General features: G+C 33.0%; 18 protein-coding genes. 6 read left to right on the forward strand and 12 right to left on the reverse strand.

Annotation, left to right across the window (positions count from 1 at the left end; all coding sequences use genetic code 11):
* Positions 1 to 414 precede the first annotated feature (414 nt).
* On the reverse strand, positions 415 to 609 hold the full coding sequence (locus tag LC087_RS12755) for a hypothetical protein (RefSeq protein WP_226543100.1): 195 nt from the start codon (positions 607 to 609) through the stop codon (positions 415 to 417).
* 219 nt (positions 610 to 828) lie between these two features.
* On the opposite strand from LC087_RS12755, the gene LC087_RS12760 reads away from it, so the two are divergent.
* On the forward strand, positions 829 to 2,712 hold the full coding sequence (locus LC087_RS12760) for a cell wall-binding repeat-containing protein (RefSeq protein WP_226543103.1): 1,884 nt from the start codon (positions 829 to 831) through the stop codon (positions 2,710 to 2,712).
* A gap of 103 nt (positions 2,713 to 2,815) precedes the next feature.
* Entirely contained in the window at positions 2,816 to 4,216 is a 1,401-nt protein-coding gene (locus LC087_RS12765) for a fibronectin type III domain-containing protein (RefSeq protein WP_226543105.1), read from the forward strand.
* A gap of 1,060 nt (positions 4,217 to 5,276) precedes the next feature.
* Here the strand turns inward: LC087_RS12765 and LC087_RS12770 are convergent.
* From LC087_RS12770 to LC087_RS12815, 10 genes are all read right to left on the reverse strand, one after another.
* The gene (locus LC087_RS12770) at positions 5,277 to 6,296 is read right to left on the reverse strand and encodes a hypothetical protein (RefSeq protein WP_226543109.1); all 1,020 of its coding nucleotides are present in this window, start codon (positions 6,294 to 6,296) and stop codon (positions 5,277 to 5,279) included.
* Positions 6,281 to 7,867 carry an ATP-dependent nuclease gene (locus tag LC087_RS12775; RefSeq protein WP_226543111.1) on the reverse strand — a complete coding sequence of 529 codons (1,587 nt, stop codon included), beginning with the start codon at positions 7,865 to 7,867 and terminating at the stop codon, positions 6,281 to 6,283. Before LC087_RS12775 ends, LC087_RS12770 begins: the two co-directional genes overlap by 16 nt.
* Positions 7,868 to 8,321: 454 nt before the next feature.
* Entirely contained in the window at positions 8,322 to 8,669 is a 348-nt protein-coding gene (locus LC087_RS12780) for a hypothetical protein (protein ID WP_306019627.1), read from the reverse strand.
* Complete coding sequence (locus tag LC087_RS12785; protein WP_306019628.1) at positions 8,666 to 9,580, reverse strand: IS4 family transposase; 915 nt, start codon at positions 9,578 to 9,580, stop codon at positions 8,666 to 8,668. The genes LC087_RS12780 and LC087_RS12785 overlap by 4 nt, the downstream gene beginning before the upstream one ends.
* Positions 9,581 to 9,615: 35 nt before the next feature.
* The gene (locus tag LC087_RS12790; protein ID WP_306019629.1) at positions 9,616 to 9,858 is read right to left on the reverse strand and encodes a hypothetical protein; all 243 of its coding nucleotides are present in this window, start codon (positions 9,856 to 9,858) and stop codon (positions 9,616 to 9,618) included.
* 27 nt (positions 9,859 to 9,885) lie between these two features.
* Positions 9,886 to 10,491: a recombinase family protein gene (locus LC087_RS12795; RefSeq protein WP_226541198.1), complete on the reverse strand. Its 606-nt coding sequence runs from the start codon at positions 10,489 to 10,491 to the stop codon at positions 9,886 to 9,888.
* Between the two features lie 335 nt (positions 10,492 to 10,826).
* Positions 10,827 to 11,267, reverse strand: a complete 441-nt coding sequence (locus LC087_RS12800) for a rhs-associated protein (protein ID WP_226541200.1) — start codon at positions 11,265 to 11,267, stop codon at positions 10,827 to 10,829.
* Between the two features lie 17 nt (positions 11,268 to 11,284).
* Positions 11,285 to 12,709 carry an RHS repeat-associated core domain-containing protein gene (locus LC087_RS12805; RefSeq protein ID WP_226541202.1) on the reverse strand — a complete coding sequence of 475 codons (1,425 nt, stop codon included), beginning with the start codon at positions 12,707 to 12,709 and terminating at the stop codon, positions 11,285 to 11,287.
* Positions 12,710 to 12,876: 167 nt separating this feature from the next.
* The gene (locus LC087_RS12810; RefSeq protein WP_226541203.1) at positions 12,877 to 13,272 is read right to left on the reverse strand and encodes a CDI toxin immunity protein; all 396 of its coding nucleotides are present in this window, start codon (positions 13,270 to 13,272) and stop codon (positions 12,877 to 12,879) included.
* Positions 13,273 to 13,386: 114 nt separating this feature from the next.
* On the reverse strand, positions 13,387 to 13,545 hold the full coding sequence (locus LC087_RS12815; protein WP_226541204.1) for a hypothetical protein: 159 nt from the start codon (positions 13,543 to 13,545) through the stop codon (positions 13,387 to 13,389).
* A 415-nt stretch (positions 13,546 to 13,960) separates the two neighbouring features.
* Here LC087_RS12815 and LC087_RS12820 point away from each other — a divergent pair, with 415 nt between their 5' ends.
* The 4 genes from LC087_RS12820 to LC087_RS12835 all read left to right on the forward strand — a co-directional run bounded on the left by LC087_RS12820 (position 13,961) and on the right by LC087_RS12835 (position 17,837).
* Entirely contained in the window at positions 13,961 to 14,311 is a 351-nt protein-coding gene (locus tag LC087_RS12820; protein WP_226541205.1) for a VOC family protein, read from the forward strand.
* Between the two features lie 645 nt (positions 14,312 to 14,956).
* Positions 14,957 to 16,138 (forward strand): cardiolipin synthase, encoded by a 1,182-nt coding sequence (gene cls / locus LC087_RS12825; protein WP_226541206.1) that lies wholly within the window; start codon positions 14,957 to 14,959, stop codon positions 16,136 to 16,138.
* A gap of 14 nt (positions 16,139 to 16,152) precedes the next feature.
* Positions 16,153 to 17,061, forward strand: a complete 909-nt coding sequence (gene uvsE / locus LC087_RS12830; protein WP_226541207.1) for a UV DNA damage repair endonuclease UvsE — start codon at positions 16,153 to 16,155, stop codon at positions 17,059 to 17,061.
* 329 nt (positions 17,062 to 17,390) lie between these two features.
* Positions 17,391 to 17,837, forward strand: coding sequence for an RNA polymerase sigma factor (locus LC087_RS12835; RefSeq protein WP_306019630.1), 447 nt, complete (start codon positions 17,391 to 17,393; stop codon positions 17,835 to 17,837).
* 53 nt (positions 17,838 to 17,890) lie between these two features.
* On the opposite strand, the gene LC087_RS19730 is transcribed toward LC087_RS12835, so the two are convergent.
* A complete protein-coding gene (locus LC087_RS19730) occupies positions 17,891 to 18,859 on the reverse strand; it encodes a GNAT family N-acetyltransferase (RefSeq protein WP_371932596.1) in 969 nt (322 codons plus the stop codon).
* Positions 18,860 to 19,015 lie beyond the last annotated feature (156 nt).

Here is a 19,015-nt window from a genome sequence, read left to right on the forward strand (position 1 = left end):
CTTTTTAAATAATTTTATCAACCAACCTTTTTCTGTATATAAGTTGGGATAATAAGCAACAGCGACAATAATTCTATTAAAGTGGAAAGTAAATAACCACGTTAATTATAGGAAATATATTCTACCCAGTTACAAAAAGGAGAATTAAAGGATTTTTCATATAATAATGTAATCATTGAAAATGATGAAGGTACAAAATTACCTCCTACTTTGATAGAAAAATAAAAAAAGACCGTAGAATTGATTATCTACGATCTGTGCTTATATTCATTACATAATGCAAACTGAAATAATGGATTTTTAATCACGGTTGCAACATGTAAGAATGCTTATGTTCGGAAAAGTTTACTCATTTTGTTGTACCATTTTGAATGATCTCACATAAGGATCATTATGTGTTGCTTTACTCACCATTTAATCCACATCGAAATACATTTCAAATTGTTTCCCGCAACCATCTTCCCACATACCACCACAGTCAAGTGTATAAGTTTCTCCACAATCTGATTTCCCTGTTTCTTGCCATTTTAGACCACAATAAGGACACTGTACATTTACTGCTAATTCAACTACTTCTGTATCATCATAAGTTCTATAAATAGTTTCCATTTCAAATTCCCTCCTTTTTTCAACAAACGCATAATAATTTTATGTGCGGTAGACCGTACTTTTGGGTTTATAGCAGCTACCCAGTCACTATCCCATTGGTAAAAGAAACTGAATATATCCTTCGCTTTAAAATTTAGTTAAAATTTTAACATTTTCATCACTATGTTTTTCAATTAGACTAAGTAATTGACATTTATATTAATTTAACGGAGGTAAATTATGAGAATGCTAAAAAAGTTATTTTTATTATCTATTTTAGTAGTTTTAGGTTTAGCAATTGTCCCTACAGAGAAGGCAGAAGCAGAAGAATCTGGCTCATGCGCAGATGGTTCTTCTTGGGGATTTAGTAATTATGATTTTTGTTTAAAGTCCTATAGTAGTGGTGATGATGTTTTTGCATCAATTACAACCACCAGCTCTATAGAAAGACATTGGGAGATGTCTTTACAGCGTAAAGTTAATGGGAGTTGGACGACAATCTCTACTCGTACTGGCTATGTCTCTAAATCGAGTCCATCCAATGAAACATTTACAAACGTAGAAAGATCTAATAGTCCTTTAAAAATATATGTGAAGTTTTATAATGACTCCTCTTTCAGTGATTATTATGGTGCTGCTCAATCACCATACCTATATCATAAAAGTAATTCTAACTCATTGTCGTATACTGGTACAGTAAATGATACAACGGTTCTAAAATATTCATTTGAGATTGATGAACAGGGAGTTTTAAATGTATCATCTATTTCAAATTCAGAAGAAATTAGCTATACAATCTTAAATTCGAAAAATGAATCGTTTGACCACGACGATACGTTAGTAGCTGGTAAATATGAGTTATATGTTACTGGATTGTCAGCTGAATTTAAAGAATATAATATATCTTTGTCAGGAGTAAACTTTAGTAGGTATTCAACTACACTTCCTAGTTTAAATATCACTAACCCTCAAAATAATTATGTCAGACTTTCAAAGAATACAGACCAAATTAATATCAAAGGAAGCTCTAATGGCGACATAACTTCAATATCAACACCTTGGCTTTCACAAGAATTTAATGTTGGAACAAGTTTCGTTAAAAATGTATCTCTTGGTCTTGGAATGAATGATTTATCTATCAGTACTGAATTAAATAATGGAAATGCTAGAACAGAAGTTAAGAAAGTAGTCTCACCAACAAGTAAACGTATTACAGGGTCTGATCGTATAGAAACTTCTACATTAATAAGCAAAGAAATATCTAAGTGGGGAATACAGACCGATACAGTTGTCCTTGCAAATAGTTTAGGTTTTCCAGATGGAGTTTCTGCTGTCACACTTGCTGCAAACAATAATGCTCCTATACTTTTATCAAATCCTGATACATTAACAAGTGAACTTAAAAATGAAATTAGTAGAATAAACCCTTCAAAGGTTTTAATTATTGGTGGAACAGATGTAATATCCAGTAATATTGAAAATGAATTAAAGGGCTTAGGCGTAACAAATATTCAAAGAATAGGTGGATCGAACCGCTATGTAACAAATACCAATATTGCTAATGAAGTAGTTAAAGAAACAACCACTCAGGCTTTTATTGTTAGAGGAGATGATTTCCCTGATGCTATTGCGATTGCTTCATATGCAGCGATGTTTGGACAGCCAGTATTGTTAACTACAAATGACCAACTATCCAACGAAGTAACTTCATTTTTAGATGAAAATGAATCTATAAGTAGTTTTTTAATTGTTGGAGGCATTAATGCTGTAAGTGAAAGCGTTGAGGATCAATTATCACAAGAAGGAACTGTTCATAGAATTTCAGGGGTTGACCGTTACGATACCTCTCATAATGTAGTTAAATTCTTTCAAATTAACTCTTCATCCGCAATTATATCTGATGGAACAAATTTCCCAGATGCAATCTCTGGTTCAGTGTTTGGAGCTCTAAATCGATACCACTTTATTCTTTCTGATCCAAATACACTCAATTCTAGTACACAGAGTGCACTGGATTATCTTTCATGGAAAAACCCAAGTGCAGATAGTTTGGATGGACTTTATATATTAGGAGGAATTTCAAATAGTGTTCAATCAAAAATTGACTCTACCTATATAAAATAAAGCCTTACTATTTTATTGTTTTCATTGGATACCTGAGTTTATGAATAGAAAAAAACAATCAACAGAATAATAATGAAGATTCTTTATGGGGGTAAACTACAGTATGAAAAAACACAATTCATTTCTATTTATTATAACATTTCTAACTATAGCTTTTGTTAATACAAGTATTGTTAATGCAGATACAATAAACTGGAAACCTACGTATGATTTAACCTCAACTTCCATTCAACTGGAATGGTCAGAAATTGCAGATTCCTATGAGGTTATAATGTTAAATAAAGCTGAAACAGTTAAGGACAGTCACACAGGTGAAGAAAACACAAAATTAACAAACAAGTCAATATGGAAAGGGAAGGATACTACCTACACAATAGAAGGGTTAATGCCTGAAAGACCTTATCAAATACAAATATTAGCGATTGAAAATGGTAAGGGTATCAACTCTGTATTATTAGATTTAATGACTTTAAAAGAAAGTACAAAATCGGATAAAGAGAGTTTTAAACTGCAATCGTTCACTTCAAATATTAACGAGAATCAAATGTTAGATGCGTATATCAATAGTACACTTAATGAAGATGAACTAACACTCAATTGGACAGGATTACCTGATGAAGACCTTGTATATGAGGTATATAATGGATCTACATTATTAGATACGGTTGAAGGAAACTCTTATACTACTAAAGTAACAGATGGGGAAGTTTATTATTTTTCTGTAAAAGGGAAAGTTAAACTTGATGAGTCAGCAATTTCAGAAAGGATTGCCCAAGCAAAATCACTTGATATAAGCATAACACAAGATATAGAAGCAAGTTTATCCTATCAAGATTATGCTTTATACTATACTAAAGAGATTTCTATTGAAAATGATTCTTTAGCTAGTATGAATTTTAAAGAGTATGTTGATACTTTTGTATTTAAATACATGACTTTTATACCGTTAAAATATGGTGAAACTCCTTATCCTTATAGAAAATGGGATAACATGTACTATTTTGGAGGCGATACAAGAACACAACCAGACTTTTGGTCTAGTGATTATAGAACAATGTTTGTAGTTTATGCTTTTTTGGGTGAAGAAAAGGGTATTATTGATTATTCTATAGTTAACTATAGTACTGCGTATGACAAGAACAAAAAATTGGTAGCAGTTGATACGGAAGAAGACGGTGAAATTTATGTATCTAATATTATAAAACGTAGCGACTATATTTTCTTTCAACTAAATCATAGCGTAGATGTACCTTTTGATCTAATGGATAACCCCTTATTCACTCCACCTAATATTGACTATCGAGTTGGTACGACTCTCTATACAAATGGTGATGTTGTTATCCAGGGTTCTAGGGACAAAGCTCCTTCACATGAATATTGGGGTATTCCATATGGAAGTGATTTCCCAATACCACTGTATTTTGGAAAGCATAGTGGTAACTTTAATTCTCTATTTGGTATTGATTATGAGATATTTACAGCAAGAAAAAACCTTGTAAAATAACTCAAGTGGCCTCAAGAAGTAGTTTGAATATTAATTCTTCATTCTTAAAATATCATAGGTTATCATTAAAAAGTCTCAATAAAAAGGATGAAAAACTATGAGTAATACCAGTGATTTAGAGATGAACTCACAGGGAACCATTCTAAAAAAAAAGATTACCTAGAAAAATCCTTGCGGGATCAATAACAATTATTATAATGGCTTTATTGGTCTTTTTTCTTGTTATTTTCACTGCTGAATTGGATGATTCAGTCCCAGGTGAAAAGGAAATTTCATTTACTCTCTTTTTATATACAGCATTTTTTTATGTAGTTTATCTTTATGGAGTTTCTGTATCAATTATCAGTGATTTGATTTCAAAATTTTTAACTTCAGAAGTAGGAAAAGGAGAATTTTACTTTTCTTTTCTACTTCATTTGTTTTTCGGTTCATTATTTTGGCCATTATTAAGTTGGAGTAGCTTGTTTCCAGCAATATGTTTTTTTTCTAATAGATCAATTTTTCTATAGGAAAAACATTCATAGCTGGCCAATAGATCTTTTATTTTTCTTTTCCCTTTCAATTATTACAATTGTTTGCTATTTTATTGATATTAATTTTTTTGACTTGTTTTTTTATTAACAAACTCAGTTTTTTTACCTAAATTCTATGGTCATATGAGTGAGCTTAATATCTGATTACGGTCAAGGTATTTACCAGCTATTAAAAAGTCCTACAGATTGCTGTCTTAACTGTAGAACTTTCATTGTAGTTATCTAGTTAATTAGCTGTTTTATTAATATACTCTTCCGTTATTTCCTTAGAACTTCTGTCGTCATTATTGTCAGATCAAATATCCTGGCTGCCATTATGGCAGCCTTATTTATTTTTTTAAAAAAGAACGCTATTAGCGTCTAATTTCGGTGGCCTAAATCACCTTAAGGAAATTACAATTGAAAATCCCAATATCTTAATTTTTAATGAGAAAATGGGATTTTTTCATTACTCGGAAAAGCTCTTTTTTCTAGAATAGCCTTGTTTAGTGAAACATCAGGATTGTGATAACCACCTATAGAAAGGGTTATAGCTTATAATCAGCTGGTATATCCCTCTCCCTAATAAAGTGTAGGTCTCCTTTGGTTCTAGTGCAGGCTACATAAAATTTACTCTTTGTTATTGCTGCTAAATCTATTAACTTATTCTTCTCGAATAACTTATAGGTTGTTTCATTCAACACCACACATACATGTTCATAAGAACTTCCTTTAGAGTTCCCCCAATTTTCACTATTTACTTTAAAACGTTTTGCATTTTGATAGAAAAGTTTTTTTATTCTTTTATTCTCCAGAATATTAATCATCTCTACCTGATCCGATGTTAAGCCTATTTCAGAATGGCTGGCATTTGCTGACTCAATACTTATGCCTACTTTATCCTTGACGAAATTACAAACAGTTGGTGTACATCTATGACTATAAACCAATGTAGTACCATCGAAATGAAAACCCGACTCTTGAATTTTACGCTGATATAAATTTAAGTTGCTATATAAGTTACTTAAATGATTGCCTCGTCTACTAGAAGAGAATGTAGCTTGAAAAAAATCACCAACCAATGTGACTGGAATTTGTAAATTCGCTAAAGACAACATCCATAAAAAGTCATCCGAACCCAAATCTTGCATTTCGTCAATATAAACTTCATCAAAATAAGTATCCATTCTTTTTTTAAAATCAGGGAGATACTCAAGGATATATTTAGCCACTTTATTTGAGTAAATCATTTTCTTATCCTTGGTAAATGGATTTCGGTCTCTAAAGTGAGGGTTCTCAAAACATATGTCTCTTACTGTGTATGGACATAGGGGTTTAACAATAAATTTTAATAAGAACTCAAAATATCCAAATATAAAGATATTGTTTGGTATATGTCCGAATTTCCCAATTACTTTTCTTTTCAAATTTTCTTGGTTAGCTGTCGTATATGTAATGATTAGAATCCGCTTATTGTCGTCATTCGATAACTGATTAATAATGAACGATGTTTTTCCTGATCCAGCTACAGCGTTAAGTACTTTTTTGTTTTTTAATTCACTATCCATTTTATCGCATCCTCAATATATATAGGGATTGAAAATTTATCAATATTGGTGTCTGGATTATCGTTGGTAAACAAGCTTAATAGTCGAAATGCTGATTCCGCTTTATTTTTTAACATATAACTTAGAACACCTTTGGTCATATTAGCATTTGCCAAATGCTCCTCAATAAAGGAGCGATTGCTATCATATAAATTGACCTCAAAAGTATATAAGTTATTATCTTCCTCTGCAAAAATTTTTATTTTTTCTGTTTCATAACCAGAATAACTTTTATGAATATTTTTCTTATAATCACAATCATTATCCGTAATAACAGCTACTTTTTTGTTCAATATTTTAGCTAATTCTAAATATCTTTTAAATGTCTTTCCTCCACATGATAATATAGTCACCGAATCGTTATAAGGTTCTTTTCCATGTATCCTTTTATAAAATTCATTAAGAAGAATATATTCGGCATCACCCTCTACTAAGAGCGCCCGATCTGAAAGGATAAAATTAAGGACATTATTGTGCGGAGCTTTTTCAAAAAACTTTGCTGTTTCTAATGTTAAATTGTCTAGCTTAGTAATACCCGATTCACTAAAAAACACAGCATTCTTCAGATCCAACCTAGAAGCAATCATATTGCTATGAGTTGCAATGAAAGTTTGTTTTTCATCCTCTACAGCTATTATCCTATCAATTAATTTATGCATATTAAGATAACTTAGATGGTTTTCTGGTTCTTCAATTATTATTACATTTGTATCTTCGTTAGAGTTAGCAAGCATAAAATCGGTATTAATAAAAGTCTTTTCACCTTGGCCTAAATTTTCTATAAATATCCCTGATTTTTCTACTGAAATATTGTCTTGAAAACTGTTTTCTGATTGTGTATTTAGTTTGATTTTTAAGTTATCTGAGCTCTCTAAAATAGATTCTTTATAAAGATTATTTGAGAATTGATCGGTTAAATCTCTGTATTCATTGTTGATTTTATATCTCAAGGATCGGTCTGTCTTACTTTCATATATACGATTTATAAATTCCTTCATAGCATGTTTTGAATTTATTTTAGTGTTATCCATATATGAATATCTAATAAAACTTGGATATTTACGGAAACTACTGTACGAACGATCAGAAAAGGTATTAAATTCTACATTATAATATTCAAACGGAAATATTTTTGTTTTTTGAAGAGAATCTGTTATTAGCTCTGAAAGGTCATCATTGGGACAAATCCTCATTTTCAAACCATTCTTCTCAGTACCTGTAGAGTTTTTATTTCCATTTATTTCATGATTAATCTCATCATTAGTAATGAATAATTCAACCTCAACTATTGGTAAATCACTATACTTTTTATCACCTTTCATAAATTCTTCAATAACTTCAACGTTAAAAAGAGTATGTACACCCAATTTCTCTATAAATGAATAACTCCCACTTAAAACGCAAGATATGGCCATTAATATTGACGACTTCCCAACACCATTTTCCCCAATTAACATATTCCTACCACTATTAAAAGAAATAATAGTATCTTTAAACCTTTTAAAATTAGTTAATTTTATTTCTTCAATCATACAAATCCCCCTTCACAATACTCAGGTGTTTAATTATCTTTATAACTCTCCACTCTTTCTCTATCCATCACTTTATTTAAATTATTTCAAATAAACTACTTTTGAGCAATCCCCTCATTCAACAATTTGGCCCTTCTCTGGAATATAGAGCAAGTAACGACTATTTGTTCCCTTGTATTAGCTTCCTATATAATGAACCTCTAGACACATTTGTTTCGGCTAATAGCATTGACGGATATTCTCTTCTTTAAATGTGTTCAGAAAACCGCATCAAATCACTTTCAGTAATTCACCAAATATCATTAACGTTGCATAAAACTTCACAATAAAAATCAAGCAGCTTTTGATTCGCAAATACTATTAATAACTGAATTTTCCGTCTTTTTAAAATTAAAAAAAGATAACCTCTGCATCAAGTAGCCTTTATCCATATTTTTAAATAATTATACTTTTATTATGAAAAATGCACAAAAAGAGGTTCGCCTGTTGGCTCGTCTAAAAAGTCCACCTCCCCTCTAAGTACTTGTTGCTCGAGCATCCTGTATTCTACTTCCCAATTTTGCTTCCTTCGTCCTATGGAGGTTCTGGTTTTTTCTTTGAACAGCGCTTTAACAAATGTATGAAACGGCTGATATAATAAGGTTTCCAGTCTTCTCTTAAAGGTTAGTAGCGAACCGTCATCATTTAAGGAAAGCTTCAGTAATACCTCTAGGCAATACGTAATAAGAGCGATCCAAATTTGATTATAAACGGCGTTTGGACTCTTTCCATAAAAAGAGGTGATGTTAAGATGTTGCTTCATCCATTTGAAAAAGTTTCGATTTTCCAACGATATCGATAAAGGTCACCGATTTCTTTTGCGGTTAAGTCAAAACAACTTGTAATGAGGATAACTTCATTACCTTCACGATCCTTTGTTTTGATTAAACGAACCGTGTGCATCATCTTTGTCCCTGTTTGTTCACCGCCAAGATACACTTCAGCGTCTTGAAAAATGAGATTTTCGGGATCCGGCACTTGTTCATTTAAATACTCGATTTTGGCGTTCTTCTTTAACCTTGTAATAAATCGAATGTCTTTAAAACAATAGTGATCAAGCTGTTTATAATCCATATACCCACGATCAAAAAGATAAAGGCAATCAGGGTCTAATTCCACTAACGAATCCATCTTAGAACGATCAGAATGGTTCGCAGGAGATAACACGACCTCATCTGGAATGGTCATTTCTTTTGTCACAACGACTTTAAGATGCAGCTTAATACCGGCTTTTGTTTTTCGAAACGTGGCCCATGGATACTGAGATAGAGACATGGTCATCGTAGAAGAATCGATCACATGTAAACGACTGATCTCTCGAATAATAGGCTTGTTTTTTAATCGAGAGTGAATTTTCATCAAAAGGTGGCGAAAAACCTTTTCAAAAACAGAAGAAGGAATGGCTTTAAGCCTTCTGGATAATTGAGAAGTACTAATGGAATCAAGTTTGATCATTTCCTGCAGTTGTTTCTCGTCTTCTAAATAAAGAGAAACATGGGTTAAACTTTCAATCTCTCGAATATGAGCAACAATGGAAATCTGAAATAAACAGTAGGTCGTCAGTTTCTTTATGTACTTATCTAAATTGTGAACGTTGGTTATTTTTTTAAACGTATCTTCATCTAAAAATTCTAGTAGTTTATTTAAAGTAGGATGTGTGCTACAATTGTCCATGCTTGTTTCCTTTATAGTTTGGATTTGGACATGTGCTACTTGTTCTCCAAATTATAAAGGATTTTTTTATACCTAAAAAGACTTGTATTTTCCATAATTTCAATAATATTTAAGTTTTTTCTTTCAATAAAGGTATTGACATTTTGAAAAATAGTTAATGCAAAGCTAATGACCAAATATCCTTTTTGCTTATTATTTTCTAATATTGCAATAAGATGAATGGTATAGATATAATCTAAGATCATTTTTTCTTCTTCTGATGTAATAGTTGTTCTCAATTTCATTCCTCAATTCTAATGTGTAAATTATTTTCCTAGTTCCCTTTTAATCTTGTATATCGTATTACGAGCAACCCCCGTTTGTCGGCTAATATCCATAACGGACGTTCTTTTCCTTAATTCACTGATAATCCTGTCATACATTACTTTGTTCCTTCCAGTGGCATTCTCATGATACTGGACTTGACCGCCTTTGTACTTTCCTTTCCTTTTAGCAATTTTGATACCTTCTTTTTGAGCAGTCTTAATTCTCAAACGTTCTTCTTCCACAAGCCAAGACATGACTGAAAGGAAAATCTCACTTACTAACTTGCCTACACCCTCCATGTCTTTGTATTGAGCAGTATTCAAGACTGGCAGGTTAAGGACAACAATATCAATGTTATCCTCAATCAAACCTTCCCACTCTTTGATGATCTCTTGTTTGTTACGTCCAAATCGGCTTAGATCGTGAACAACAAGTGTGTCTCCAAACCTTAATTGCTTTCTCATTTTTCTATATTCAGGACGTTCAAAATTTTTACCACTTATCTTTTCTCGAACAATATGTTCACAACCATGTTTTTTCAAGTCCTCAATTTGCCGATCTAAATTTTGTGATTGACTGCTAACTCTTGCGTATCCAATAATCATCTTTTGCACCTCATTAACATTCTTCGTGTTGATATGGATCATTTAAAGGAAATTAGATTTTTTCTTAATGGGAATAGGTAATTAACTTAGTCTATTTATTCTTTTAAATCCCATTATGAATAAACAACCCTATTTGAACAAATTGGTAAAATATATGAAGTGTCTATAAATCTATGTATAATCAGCCTTCAGGGACTCATTTCTATATTATACCATAATGTTTAATTAGAGTAGAGTCTGTTTGAACAATCAATTCAATAATAACCACCTTTTATAAAAGGTGGTTATTTCAATACTATTACCCTATTACTTGGGCTATCAAATTTCTTATTAAACTAACTCTTATTTAAACTGAACCCGAAATCTAAATAGTTTTCATACGATATTCCCAAACACCAATCACCTTCTAAAGGTATGAAATAATGATGCTGGGGAATATCTAAAAAGAAGACTAATATCTTTTCTATATCCTTTATCTCGAATTGATACCCAAACTCTGTAAGGCTATCGCCTATATACATTACTGGAATGTTATTATTCAAATATTTTTCTTTTAACTCAGCAATAAATAGTCTAGCATCACTTAGTAAAGATTTATTATTCGACTCTTTACAATAGTGTTTATCAGTTTTAAACCAATCTATTTGTGAACCACTAAATTCAAAATTTTGTTCTATTAAATTAATAAAGCTTTCAGGGTCTTCTATTTTTTTAAAGCACTTTTTTAAATCACTTTGTAATAAATCCTTGATTAGTTCATCATCATAAATACTCATATAAATGATCCCCCTTATCAAAAACGATTTTGTATTTTTTTAACGGTTTTCTCAGATGCATCATATTCATAATGAGGACCTTTTTCTTTTCCAGCCCAAACATTAATATGAGCTCCACTTCTAGTGTCATGCTCAATTCTAAAACCTACTTTACCATCCTTTGTTTGCCTACCAATGGGTTTATTCTTAGTATACCCAAATTTCCCTAGAGTTTGTTTTTCGGATTTAAAACCTTTTCGTCCTAACCAAGACAGTGCTGCATTTCGAGCTTGCTCATATGATTTACCTTTACCCATACCCTTAGCAGCAAACTTTAACCCCTTCGCTGCACCTGTCGCATATTTTGCACCTGGTATCATGCCCGTCGCACTTATGGCGGCGTTCTTATAATCGCCTTCAAATGCATAAAGGGCGGCATCGACTCCTGATGCAATCTGTCCTAAACCTGGGGCATATCCTACAACATCCAGTGCTTGATGGGCTACGTTACTTACTTTGTTCCAGAAGCTCTTCCCACTTGACTTTTTGGTCGTTGGTTTAGTCGCATCATTTTTCTTCGGACCATTTGATCCACCCTTGTTTTTTCCATTATCATTACTAGGCGGCGTTGGTTTATTAGGTGGGATAACCTTACTCCCTCTTGTTAAGATCTTACTCCCATCTGGGGAAGCATGATAATGACCAGTTGGATCCACAAAATTCACAGGATTATTTGTTGTATACGTATAGAGATGCTGCGTCCATGGATCAAATGGTGATCCTTTATACGTATCTTGAGAGATAAAACGCCCTGTGTCTGAGCTATAATATCTCGCGTTCATATAATGAAGTCCGGTAGACGCATCGTGAACGGCTCCTGTAAACTTCACATCGTTCTTAAACGTTTTATCGCCAACTTCTTTTGGATTCCCAAAATCATCGTATTCGTATCCCTTAACGCGTTTCGCTTCTGAATCAATAATGTTTGTGACACTGCCTCGCAGGTCATACTGATAGAAGAAATAGTTGTTTTCATAGACTCCATCAAAACGCTTCGATGCCGCAATCAAACCTGCTCGGTTTAAAATGTTCTCGGTCACCTTTTGATTATCTTGATCGGCTGAATACAAAAGAGATTCATCATAATAGTAATACTTCTCGATCAATCCATCCACATCACGACGAATCCGCTGTCCATCACCATTATAGAAACTCTTCGTCACAGAAGTGGCTTTTCCTGGCGTTTTGGTTTCCACTTTGGTGAGCTCATTGGCTAAGTTATAGGTGTATGTCGTTTGAACATCTTTCCAAGACCCATCAACCTCTTTTTTTATCGTCTCTACTTTCTGATTTCCTCGTTTATCATACTCATACGACGCATGCGCTTTTCCATTTTTCGTTGTGGTCTTTAATTGATTGAACTGATTATACGCATAGACATAAGAGTCGCTTCCTTCTTTCATCGTCTTTCGGTTTCCGACTCCATCATACGTATAACTGGTTGTTTTTTGTCAAAATAGTAATTATAACTATAAAACAAATCGAATAATATATGGCATTTTCCCATAAACCAATTAAACCCTCAAAAGAGAATTAAACTATAAATTCTCTTCCAAGGGTTATCCATATTTTACTTTAATCCTACTCTTACTTCTCCATCATGAAATATCTCAATAACATACCCTGTAGACGGTGAAAATATCCATGTGTCAAAACTTACAGCAGTGACATCATCTATAACATCAAATACCTTGTTTAAATCAGCTTGAATTATTGGTAATATCTCTTCATCCCAAATTACATATATAACATTATTGTATTCATTAATGTTTTGGTTTATAAAAGAAACTATTTCATCAAATGTATTTACTTCAACATGTTTTAAAACTTTATTCCATTGAATACGTCCCCACTCTGTAAATGGGAAAGACCTCTCAAAATCCCTTAGTAAGAGCTCCCTATCTCTCTCAAGTAATATGTCAACATCCTCACCTAGCGCTTCAATACACTCATCAAATAAACTCATTCAAACTCTCCTTATCTATTCAAATGTTTTAATAAAGATTTATAGGTACTTTCGTTACCTTCAAATGGAATTGCTATTTTTTGAGCATTTGACCCTTTTCCATTACGAAAATCTTCAACTCGCAGCAAACCTTAAACCTTTCGCTGCACCTGTCGCATATTTTGCACCTGGTATCATACCCGTTGCACTTATGGCGGCGTTCTTATAATCACCTTCAAATGCATAAAGGGCCGGCATCCACTCCTGATGCAATCTGTCCCAAACCTGGCGCATATCCCGCAACATCCAGTGCTTTATGGGTTACGTTACTTACTTTGTTCCAGAAACTTTTGCTCTTAGATTTTTCTGTCGTTGGTTTGGTTCCAGTGTTATTGGGTTTATCTTTTTCTTTATTAACATTTCCTGAATTCGGATTCTTCGGATCATCATAACCATCTACAAAAATATAGCTATTGGTTTGTGAAAAATGTCTTAAATCCCTTTCTATCACCATTTAAATTAATATCGGCTGTTAAAAATGATTAAATTTTTTTGTAAACGATCAAACTTTATTACAAATGATCGATTTTATTATAAATTCACAAATATGACAATAACATATTTAGTAGTAAGCGCTCTATGCAAGTTTAGAGCAAGTTTTTGGAGTATCGGAAACAACTAAACTAAAAATCCCCTTGGAGGTATAGAAATGAAGGTAAAGCGAATTGTTGCAAATATTGAAACACAGGACATTTCCAAAGCAAAACACTTTTACGAGAAAATACTAGGACTTCATCAATTAATGGAACTTGGATTTATTGCAACCTATGGGTCTAATGAGAAAATGGCCACTCAAATCAGTTTTTCATCTGAGGGAGGGTCTGGCACACCAGTACCTGATTTGTCAATTGAAGTTGATGACCTCGATGATGTACTCACTCGCATAAAAGATGTTGGAGTTCCAATTGAATATGGACCAACTATAGAGCCATGGGGGGTTCGGCGTTTTTATGTTAGGGATCCGTTCGGGAAACTCCTCAATATTTTAACTCATCTATAAATGAATCAGGCAGAGTTAAGGGCATACCCAATTGAATGCTGCTGATAACTACTATGTTTGTAATTCCTGAGTAGGGAACGTTAGTTTAAAATCTACTTTAATATTTGGAAATCAAGTTTTTCACAATCTCGGGGCTTACTTTTAATAAGAAAGATGTATCGTTTTAAAGAAAGTTATACCGTTTTAGCCTTCTTTTCATAAAAAAACCTCCTCTATATCTAATGTTGTAAGGAGATTATCTCACGGGTTAAACGTAAATAGTATGTAGAGATTAACTTGACGCTTACATTTAATGAATAAGCTACCTTAAAGACAGCTTTATATTTTATGGTATATTCCATTGTTGGAAGTCAATAAATCAGGAGAATTCAAAAAGGATTTGTGGTATAATTTTCTTTATAATGTTAATTATTTCAATAAATCAAAATCTATGTCGATCAGTCTTTAAGATTTTTTACATATTATACCATAATATTTATTTAGAGTAGAGACATACTTATCATTAACAATAAATCCAACCACAACCATCTTACAAAACCATAACCTCATCAATCAACCAACTTCCATCTCCATTTCATAGAAAAAGAAAAGAAGGACAACCTAACAGGAACCACTCACCAAAATATTAAATCAAAGGTGATCAAAATGCTTCTTCTAATAGCAACCTTCCTTATTCTTTTGCTGTTATATTTTGAACTTGTTATTGGAATGAAAAATATGACAAATAACAATAAGAGTATTGTTTTTCCCTTAAGAAAGAGTGAGGTTATTTTTTTTGATGAGGGAAAATCTTTTTACGACTCTCTTTTCAATGATATCCAATCCGCCAAACAATCCATCCACATATTGTTTTTCATCGTCAAAAATGATCAAATCAGCAATACATTTTTTAATCTTCTTATTGAAAAAGCGAATAGCGGAATAGAAGTCGTTCTTCTTTTAGACTTTGTAGGTTCTTTTTCATTAAAGAAAAAAACAGTTAACACCTTAAGATCAAATGGGGTGAATGTAGCATTCGCTAATTTCCCTTCCTTCCCATTCTTTTTTAATTCCCTACAAAGGAGAAACCATCGAAAAATCACCATTATTGATGGGAAGATTGGCTATCATGGAGGATTTAATATAGGAGATGAATACATTGGAAAAAATCCAGAGCTTGGCTTTTGGAGAGATTATCATCTTCGTCTTACCGGTGAAGGTGTGTTAGATTTACAAGCTCAGTTTTCCAAAGATTGGGATTTAGCTACAGGAGATAAAGTTCTTTACCATAACCGACCTTTATTAAAAGGGGAAACTCTTTTACAATTTCTCAGTACCACGGGCATCGGTATTGAAGAACAATTTCTGAACTTAATACGCCAAGCAAAAGAAGAACTAATTATTGGATCACCTTATTTCGTTCCAAGTAAGCAGTTACTTTATGAGCTTCAATCTGCTATCGAAAGAGGCGTTATTGTCAAAGTCATCGTTCCATTAAGAGAAGACCATCCTCTTGTTAAACAAGCTTCCTATCCATATTTACAGTCATTATTAGTAGTAGGGGGAGAAATTTGGGAATACTATCAAGGGTTTTATCATTCGAAAGTATTCATCGTTGATCACATTGTATGTGATATTGGAACAGCTAATTTTGATAAACGAAGTTTGTATCTCAACGAGGAAATGAATTGCTTTATTTATGACCCGTCTTTTATTACCTTAGTAAAGAAATCGATCCAAAACGATTTAAATGAATGTGTAGAGTTAACCATAAAAGAATTACAAAAAAGAAGGAAGAAAGAATTTTGGAAGGAGTGGATTGCTCGTCTGATCTCTCCTTTCCTATAGAAAGGTGATAGGCATTGAAACTCGGATATGCATGTATCAACACGACTTTACCGACCAAGTTTAGAACTTGTCGCTTAAAAACCATACAAACGGAAGGATTTCAAAAAATAAAAGAACTTGCTTTACACAATCTTCAGCAAGTGGTCAGTGCATTGAATTGGAATGTTGAACATGGCATTCTTTTTTATCGTCTCTCAAGTGATTTAATTCCATTTGCTTCTCATCCGATAACAAACGAATGGAAATGGTATGAGGATGACGATCTTTTAGAAGTAACAGAAGAAATTAGAGCTATACGAAAGAAACACGGATTGAGATTAAGCTGCCATCCCGGCCAATATACCATTCTCAATTCGAAACGAGAGGAAGTCGTAGCTAATGCGACCCTTGATTTACAATACCACTCTCACCTGATGGATTTAGTAGACGGTGAAGATATCATCTTACATGTTGGCGGAGCATATGGCGATAAAGAATCTTCAAAAAAACGACTCGTCCATGCGTATGAAAAATTAGAAGAAAAGATAAAGAAAAGGCTAAGGTTTGAAAATGATCATCATACGTTTCATGCTAAAGATCTTGTTGATATATACGAAATGAGCGGAGCCTCTATTTGCTTCGATATTCATCATCATAATTGTAATCCGGCACCTGAAAACATTACTACTTTACTCCCGATTATTTTTAGTTCTTGGACAAATACTCCTAAAGTCCATATTAGTTCAGGTCAAAAAAGTAAAACAGACCCTTCTCATCACAACTATATTTTAGAGAAGGACTTTATAGAATTTATGAACTTACTAGGTGACCAACCGATTGACATGATGTTTGAAGCTAAGAAAAAGGAACAATCTGTTCTTCGAGTTATGGATTGGAGCAAACAGCATCGCCCATCTATTTACGAAAAAATAGAGAAAGGATGAGGCGACTAAGTACAGTCACGTTCTGTGACATCGATGATGCTAATAGATCCAGTCCATTTTAATACTTTTATAAGTTCTCCATCCCCATCGCTCATTATTTTTGTTTCATTGTTGTAAACATTTGAATTTACAGAAATGTTACATTGACACTACAAAGATTAACAGCATTTAAAATTTAAAACAATTTAATGAAACTTCTAAATAAATGCAGCGTATATACATATATAACATTATTACGTTAGAGAGGGGCCTGGGGATGGAAGAAAGTGATATTGTCCAAATTCTAATATCCCATCGTAAGCATATTGAAAAAACCGTTTTTTTTTATTGTGAAAAATCCATCTTTAGTAGATGATATCGTCCAAGATACTTGCATTAAAATTTATAAATACCTACAAACACACCAAATGCCAGACAACATTGAGGCTTGGGTTACGACCGTGGCTAAAAATATGGCGACTGATCACCTGCGGATGGTGAAGAGAAATATAGATCTTTTAGAGCATATGCAGGAACATTGCTTCGAAGTGAACCTACAAGAATATTACCGTACACCGGAAGCGAATTTATTAAGTAAACAAACTACTTCTGATATAAAGGAAGCGTTAGATTCATTCGACCAACAAACGAAGGTTATTTTGTTATTAAGACAACAAGGGTATTCGTATAATGACATCTCCCAAAAAATCAACCTTCCTTTGAATACGATTAAAACAAAGATTCATAGAGGAAGAAGACAGCTCGTCACTCACCTGAAAGAAAAAGAATGCTACTAGATTTTGAACAGTATCATCCTCTATAAGAAACTGATACTGTTCTCTAACTTAACTCAATGACTTTCGCCCATTTTCTTTTGATTAAAAGACTCTGACTCTCCTTTAGGAATGCTGAGATTTTTCCACCCTTCTGCTTTCAACTGTTTTCCGATAGATAGGATTTGCCCAACATGACTGCTATAATGAGTCGACTGCCTTAAAAGTGCTTGAATGACGGTATGTGGTTCATTTCGAATGGTTACTTCTTTTAACAAATCATGTTCTGTAAGAGAAGAAATCGTCGAGAATAAACAAGACCATCCCTTTTCCCAATAATCCAACATTTCTTCTCTCGTCATGACGAATTCCTCAAACTCTAAATCTCGCTGTCTATCTCGTTTTTCACCATCTGAATGTAAAAAATTTGTCCATCTTGAATGCATATTGCCACTTAAATGTTTCATAATAGTCGAAATACTATTTGTATGCTCATGAGGCCTCCAATAAAGCTCTTCTATAGAAAGTTGGTCAATGGCTAGGTCGGCTTTTCTCTTTATAGCTTTAAACTCTTTTTCAATACTTGTTAAATAATGATTTCCTGCCGTTTCTTTTAGTTCTTTTTTCATCACGAAGTGGGAACCGATAAAAGGAATTTCAAATTTATCTCCTGACACAGTAAAGCCATTTCTTTTATAAAAGTTTAGTGCTTTCAGACGGGCGTTACACCAAACGACTTCTACTCCACGGCGACGTAGCTTCTCTTCAGCATACGCAATAATTTGAGACCCTATTGAATTACCCTGATATTCACTATCTACTGCCATTCCCCTTAACCGATAAGCCCTTTTACTCGGCATCGCTAAACATTTCTCCTCATAGAAAGAGGCGATGCCTATGATTTTTTCTTGCTCAATTGCAGCAAGGTGAACGGTGGATTCTTCGTAATCTCCATTATAAACACATTCTTCTAGTGTTAAATGTGAGCGTAATTGTTTATGACGTAGAGACAATGTTTGTTCTGGATTTATTTGTTTTATTTCCAAATTCCAATCTCCTTTGTGGTTAAGAATTGAAAACGGTTATTTTTAGTTTCTATATCATTCAAATTTCCTGAATGTAGTATATAGATTAATATACAGAATATTTAGTGATAATTCAAAAAATGATTCAGATATAAAAAACCCTCTTAGTTCAACCTA

The sequence above is a fragment of the Bacillus carboniphilus genome, from assembly GCF_020524035.2.
Taxonomy (GTDB): Bacteria; Bacillota; Bacilli; order Bacillales; family JAIVKR01; genus Bacillus_CC.

What these genes read in the sequence shown, in the direction of transcription:
- cls (WP_226541206.1), top strand. Translation starts at nt 14,957, where the DNA reads ATGCTTCTTCTAATAGCAACCTTCCTTATTCTTTTGCTGTTATATTTT.
- LC087_RS12795 (WP_226541198.1), bottom strand. Translation starts at nt 10,491, where the DNA reads ATGATTATTGGATACGCAAGAGTTAGCAGTCAATCACAAAATTTAGAT.
- LC087_RS12760 (WP_226543103.1), top strand. Translation starts at nt 829, where the DNA reads ATGAGAATGCTAAAAAAGTTATTTTTATTATCTATTTTAGTAGTTTTA.
- LC087_RS12820 (WP_226541205.1), top strand. Translation starts at nt 13,961, where the DNA reads ATGAAGGTAAAGCGAATTGTTGCAAATATTGAAACACAGGACATTTCC.
- LC087_RS12810 (WP_226541203.1), bottom strand. Translation starts at nt 13,272, where the DNA reads ATGAGTTTATTTGATGAGTGTATTGAAGCGCTAGGTGAGGATGTTGAC.
- LC087_RS12775 (WP_226543111.1), bottom strand. Translation starts at nt 7,867, where the DNA reads ATGATTGAAGAAATAAAATTAACTAATTTTAAAAGGTTTAAAGATACT.
- LC087_RS12755 (WP_226543100.1), bottom strand. Translation starts at nt 609, where the DNA reads ATGGAAACTATTTATAGAACTTATGATGATACAGAAGTAGTTGAATTA.
- LC087_RS12785 (WP_306019628.1), bottom strand. Translation starts at nt 9,580, where the DNA reads ATGGACAATTGTAGCACACATCCTACTTTAAATAAACTACTAGAATTT.
- LC087_RS12765 (WP_226543105.1), top strand. Translation starts at nt 2,816, where the DNA reads ATGAAAAAACACAATTCATTTCTATTTATTATAACATTTCTAACTATA.
- LC087_RS12770 (WP_226543109.1), bottom strand. Translation starts at nt 6,296, where the DNA reads ATGGATAGTGAATTAAAAAACAAAAAAGTACTTAACGCTGTAGCTGGA.
- LC087_RS12815 (WP_226541204.1), bottom strand. Translation starts at nt 13,545, where the DNA reads ATGCGCCAGGTTTGGGACAGATTGCATCAGGAGTGGATGCCGGCCCTT.
- LC087_RS12780 (WP_306019627.1), bottom strand. Translation starts at nt 8,669, where the DNA reads ATGAAGCAACATCTTAACATCACCTCTTTTTATGGAAAGAGTCCAAAC.
- LC087_RS12800 (WP_226541200.1), bottom strand. Translation starts at nt 11,267, where the DNA reads ATGAGTATTTATGATGATGAACTAATCAAGGATTTATTACAAAGTGAT.
- LC087_RS12805 (WP_226541202.1), bottom strand. Translation starts at nt 12,709, where the DNA reads ATGAAAGAAGGAAGCGACTCTTATGTCTATGCGTATAATCAGTTCAAT.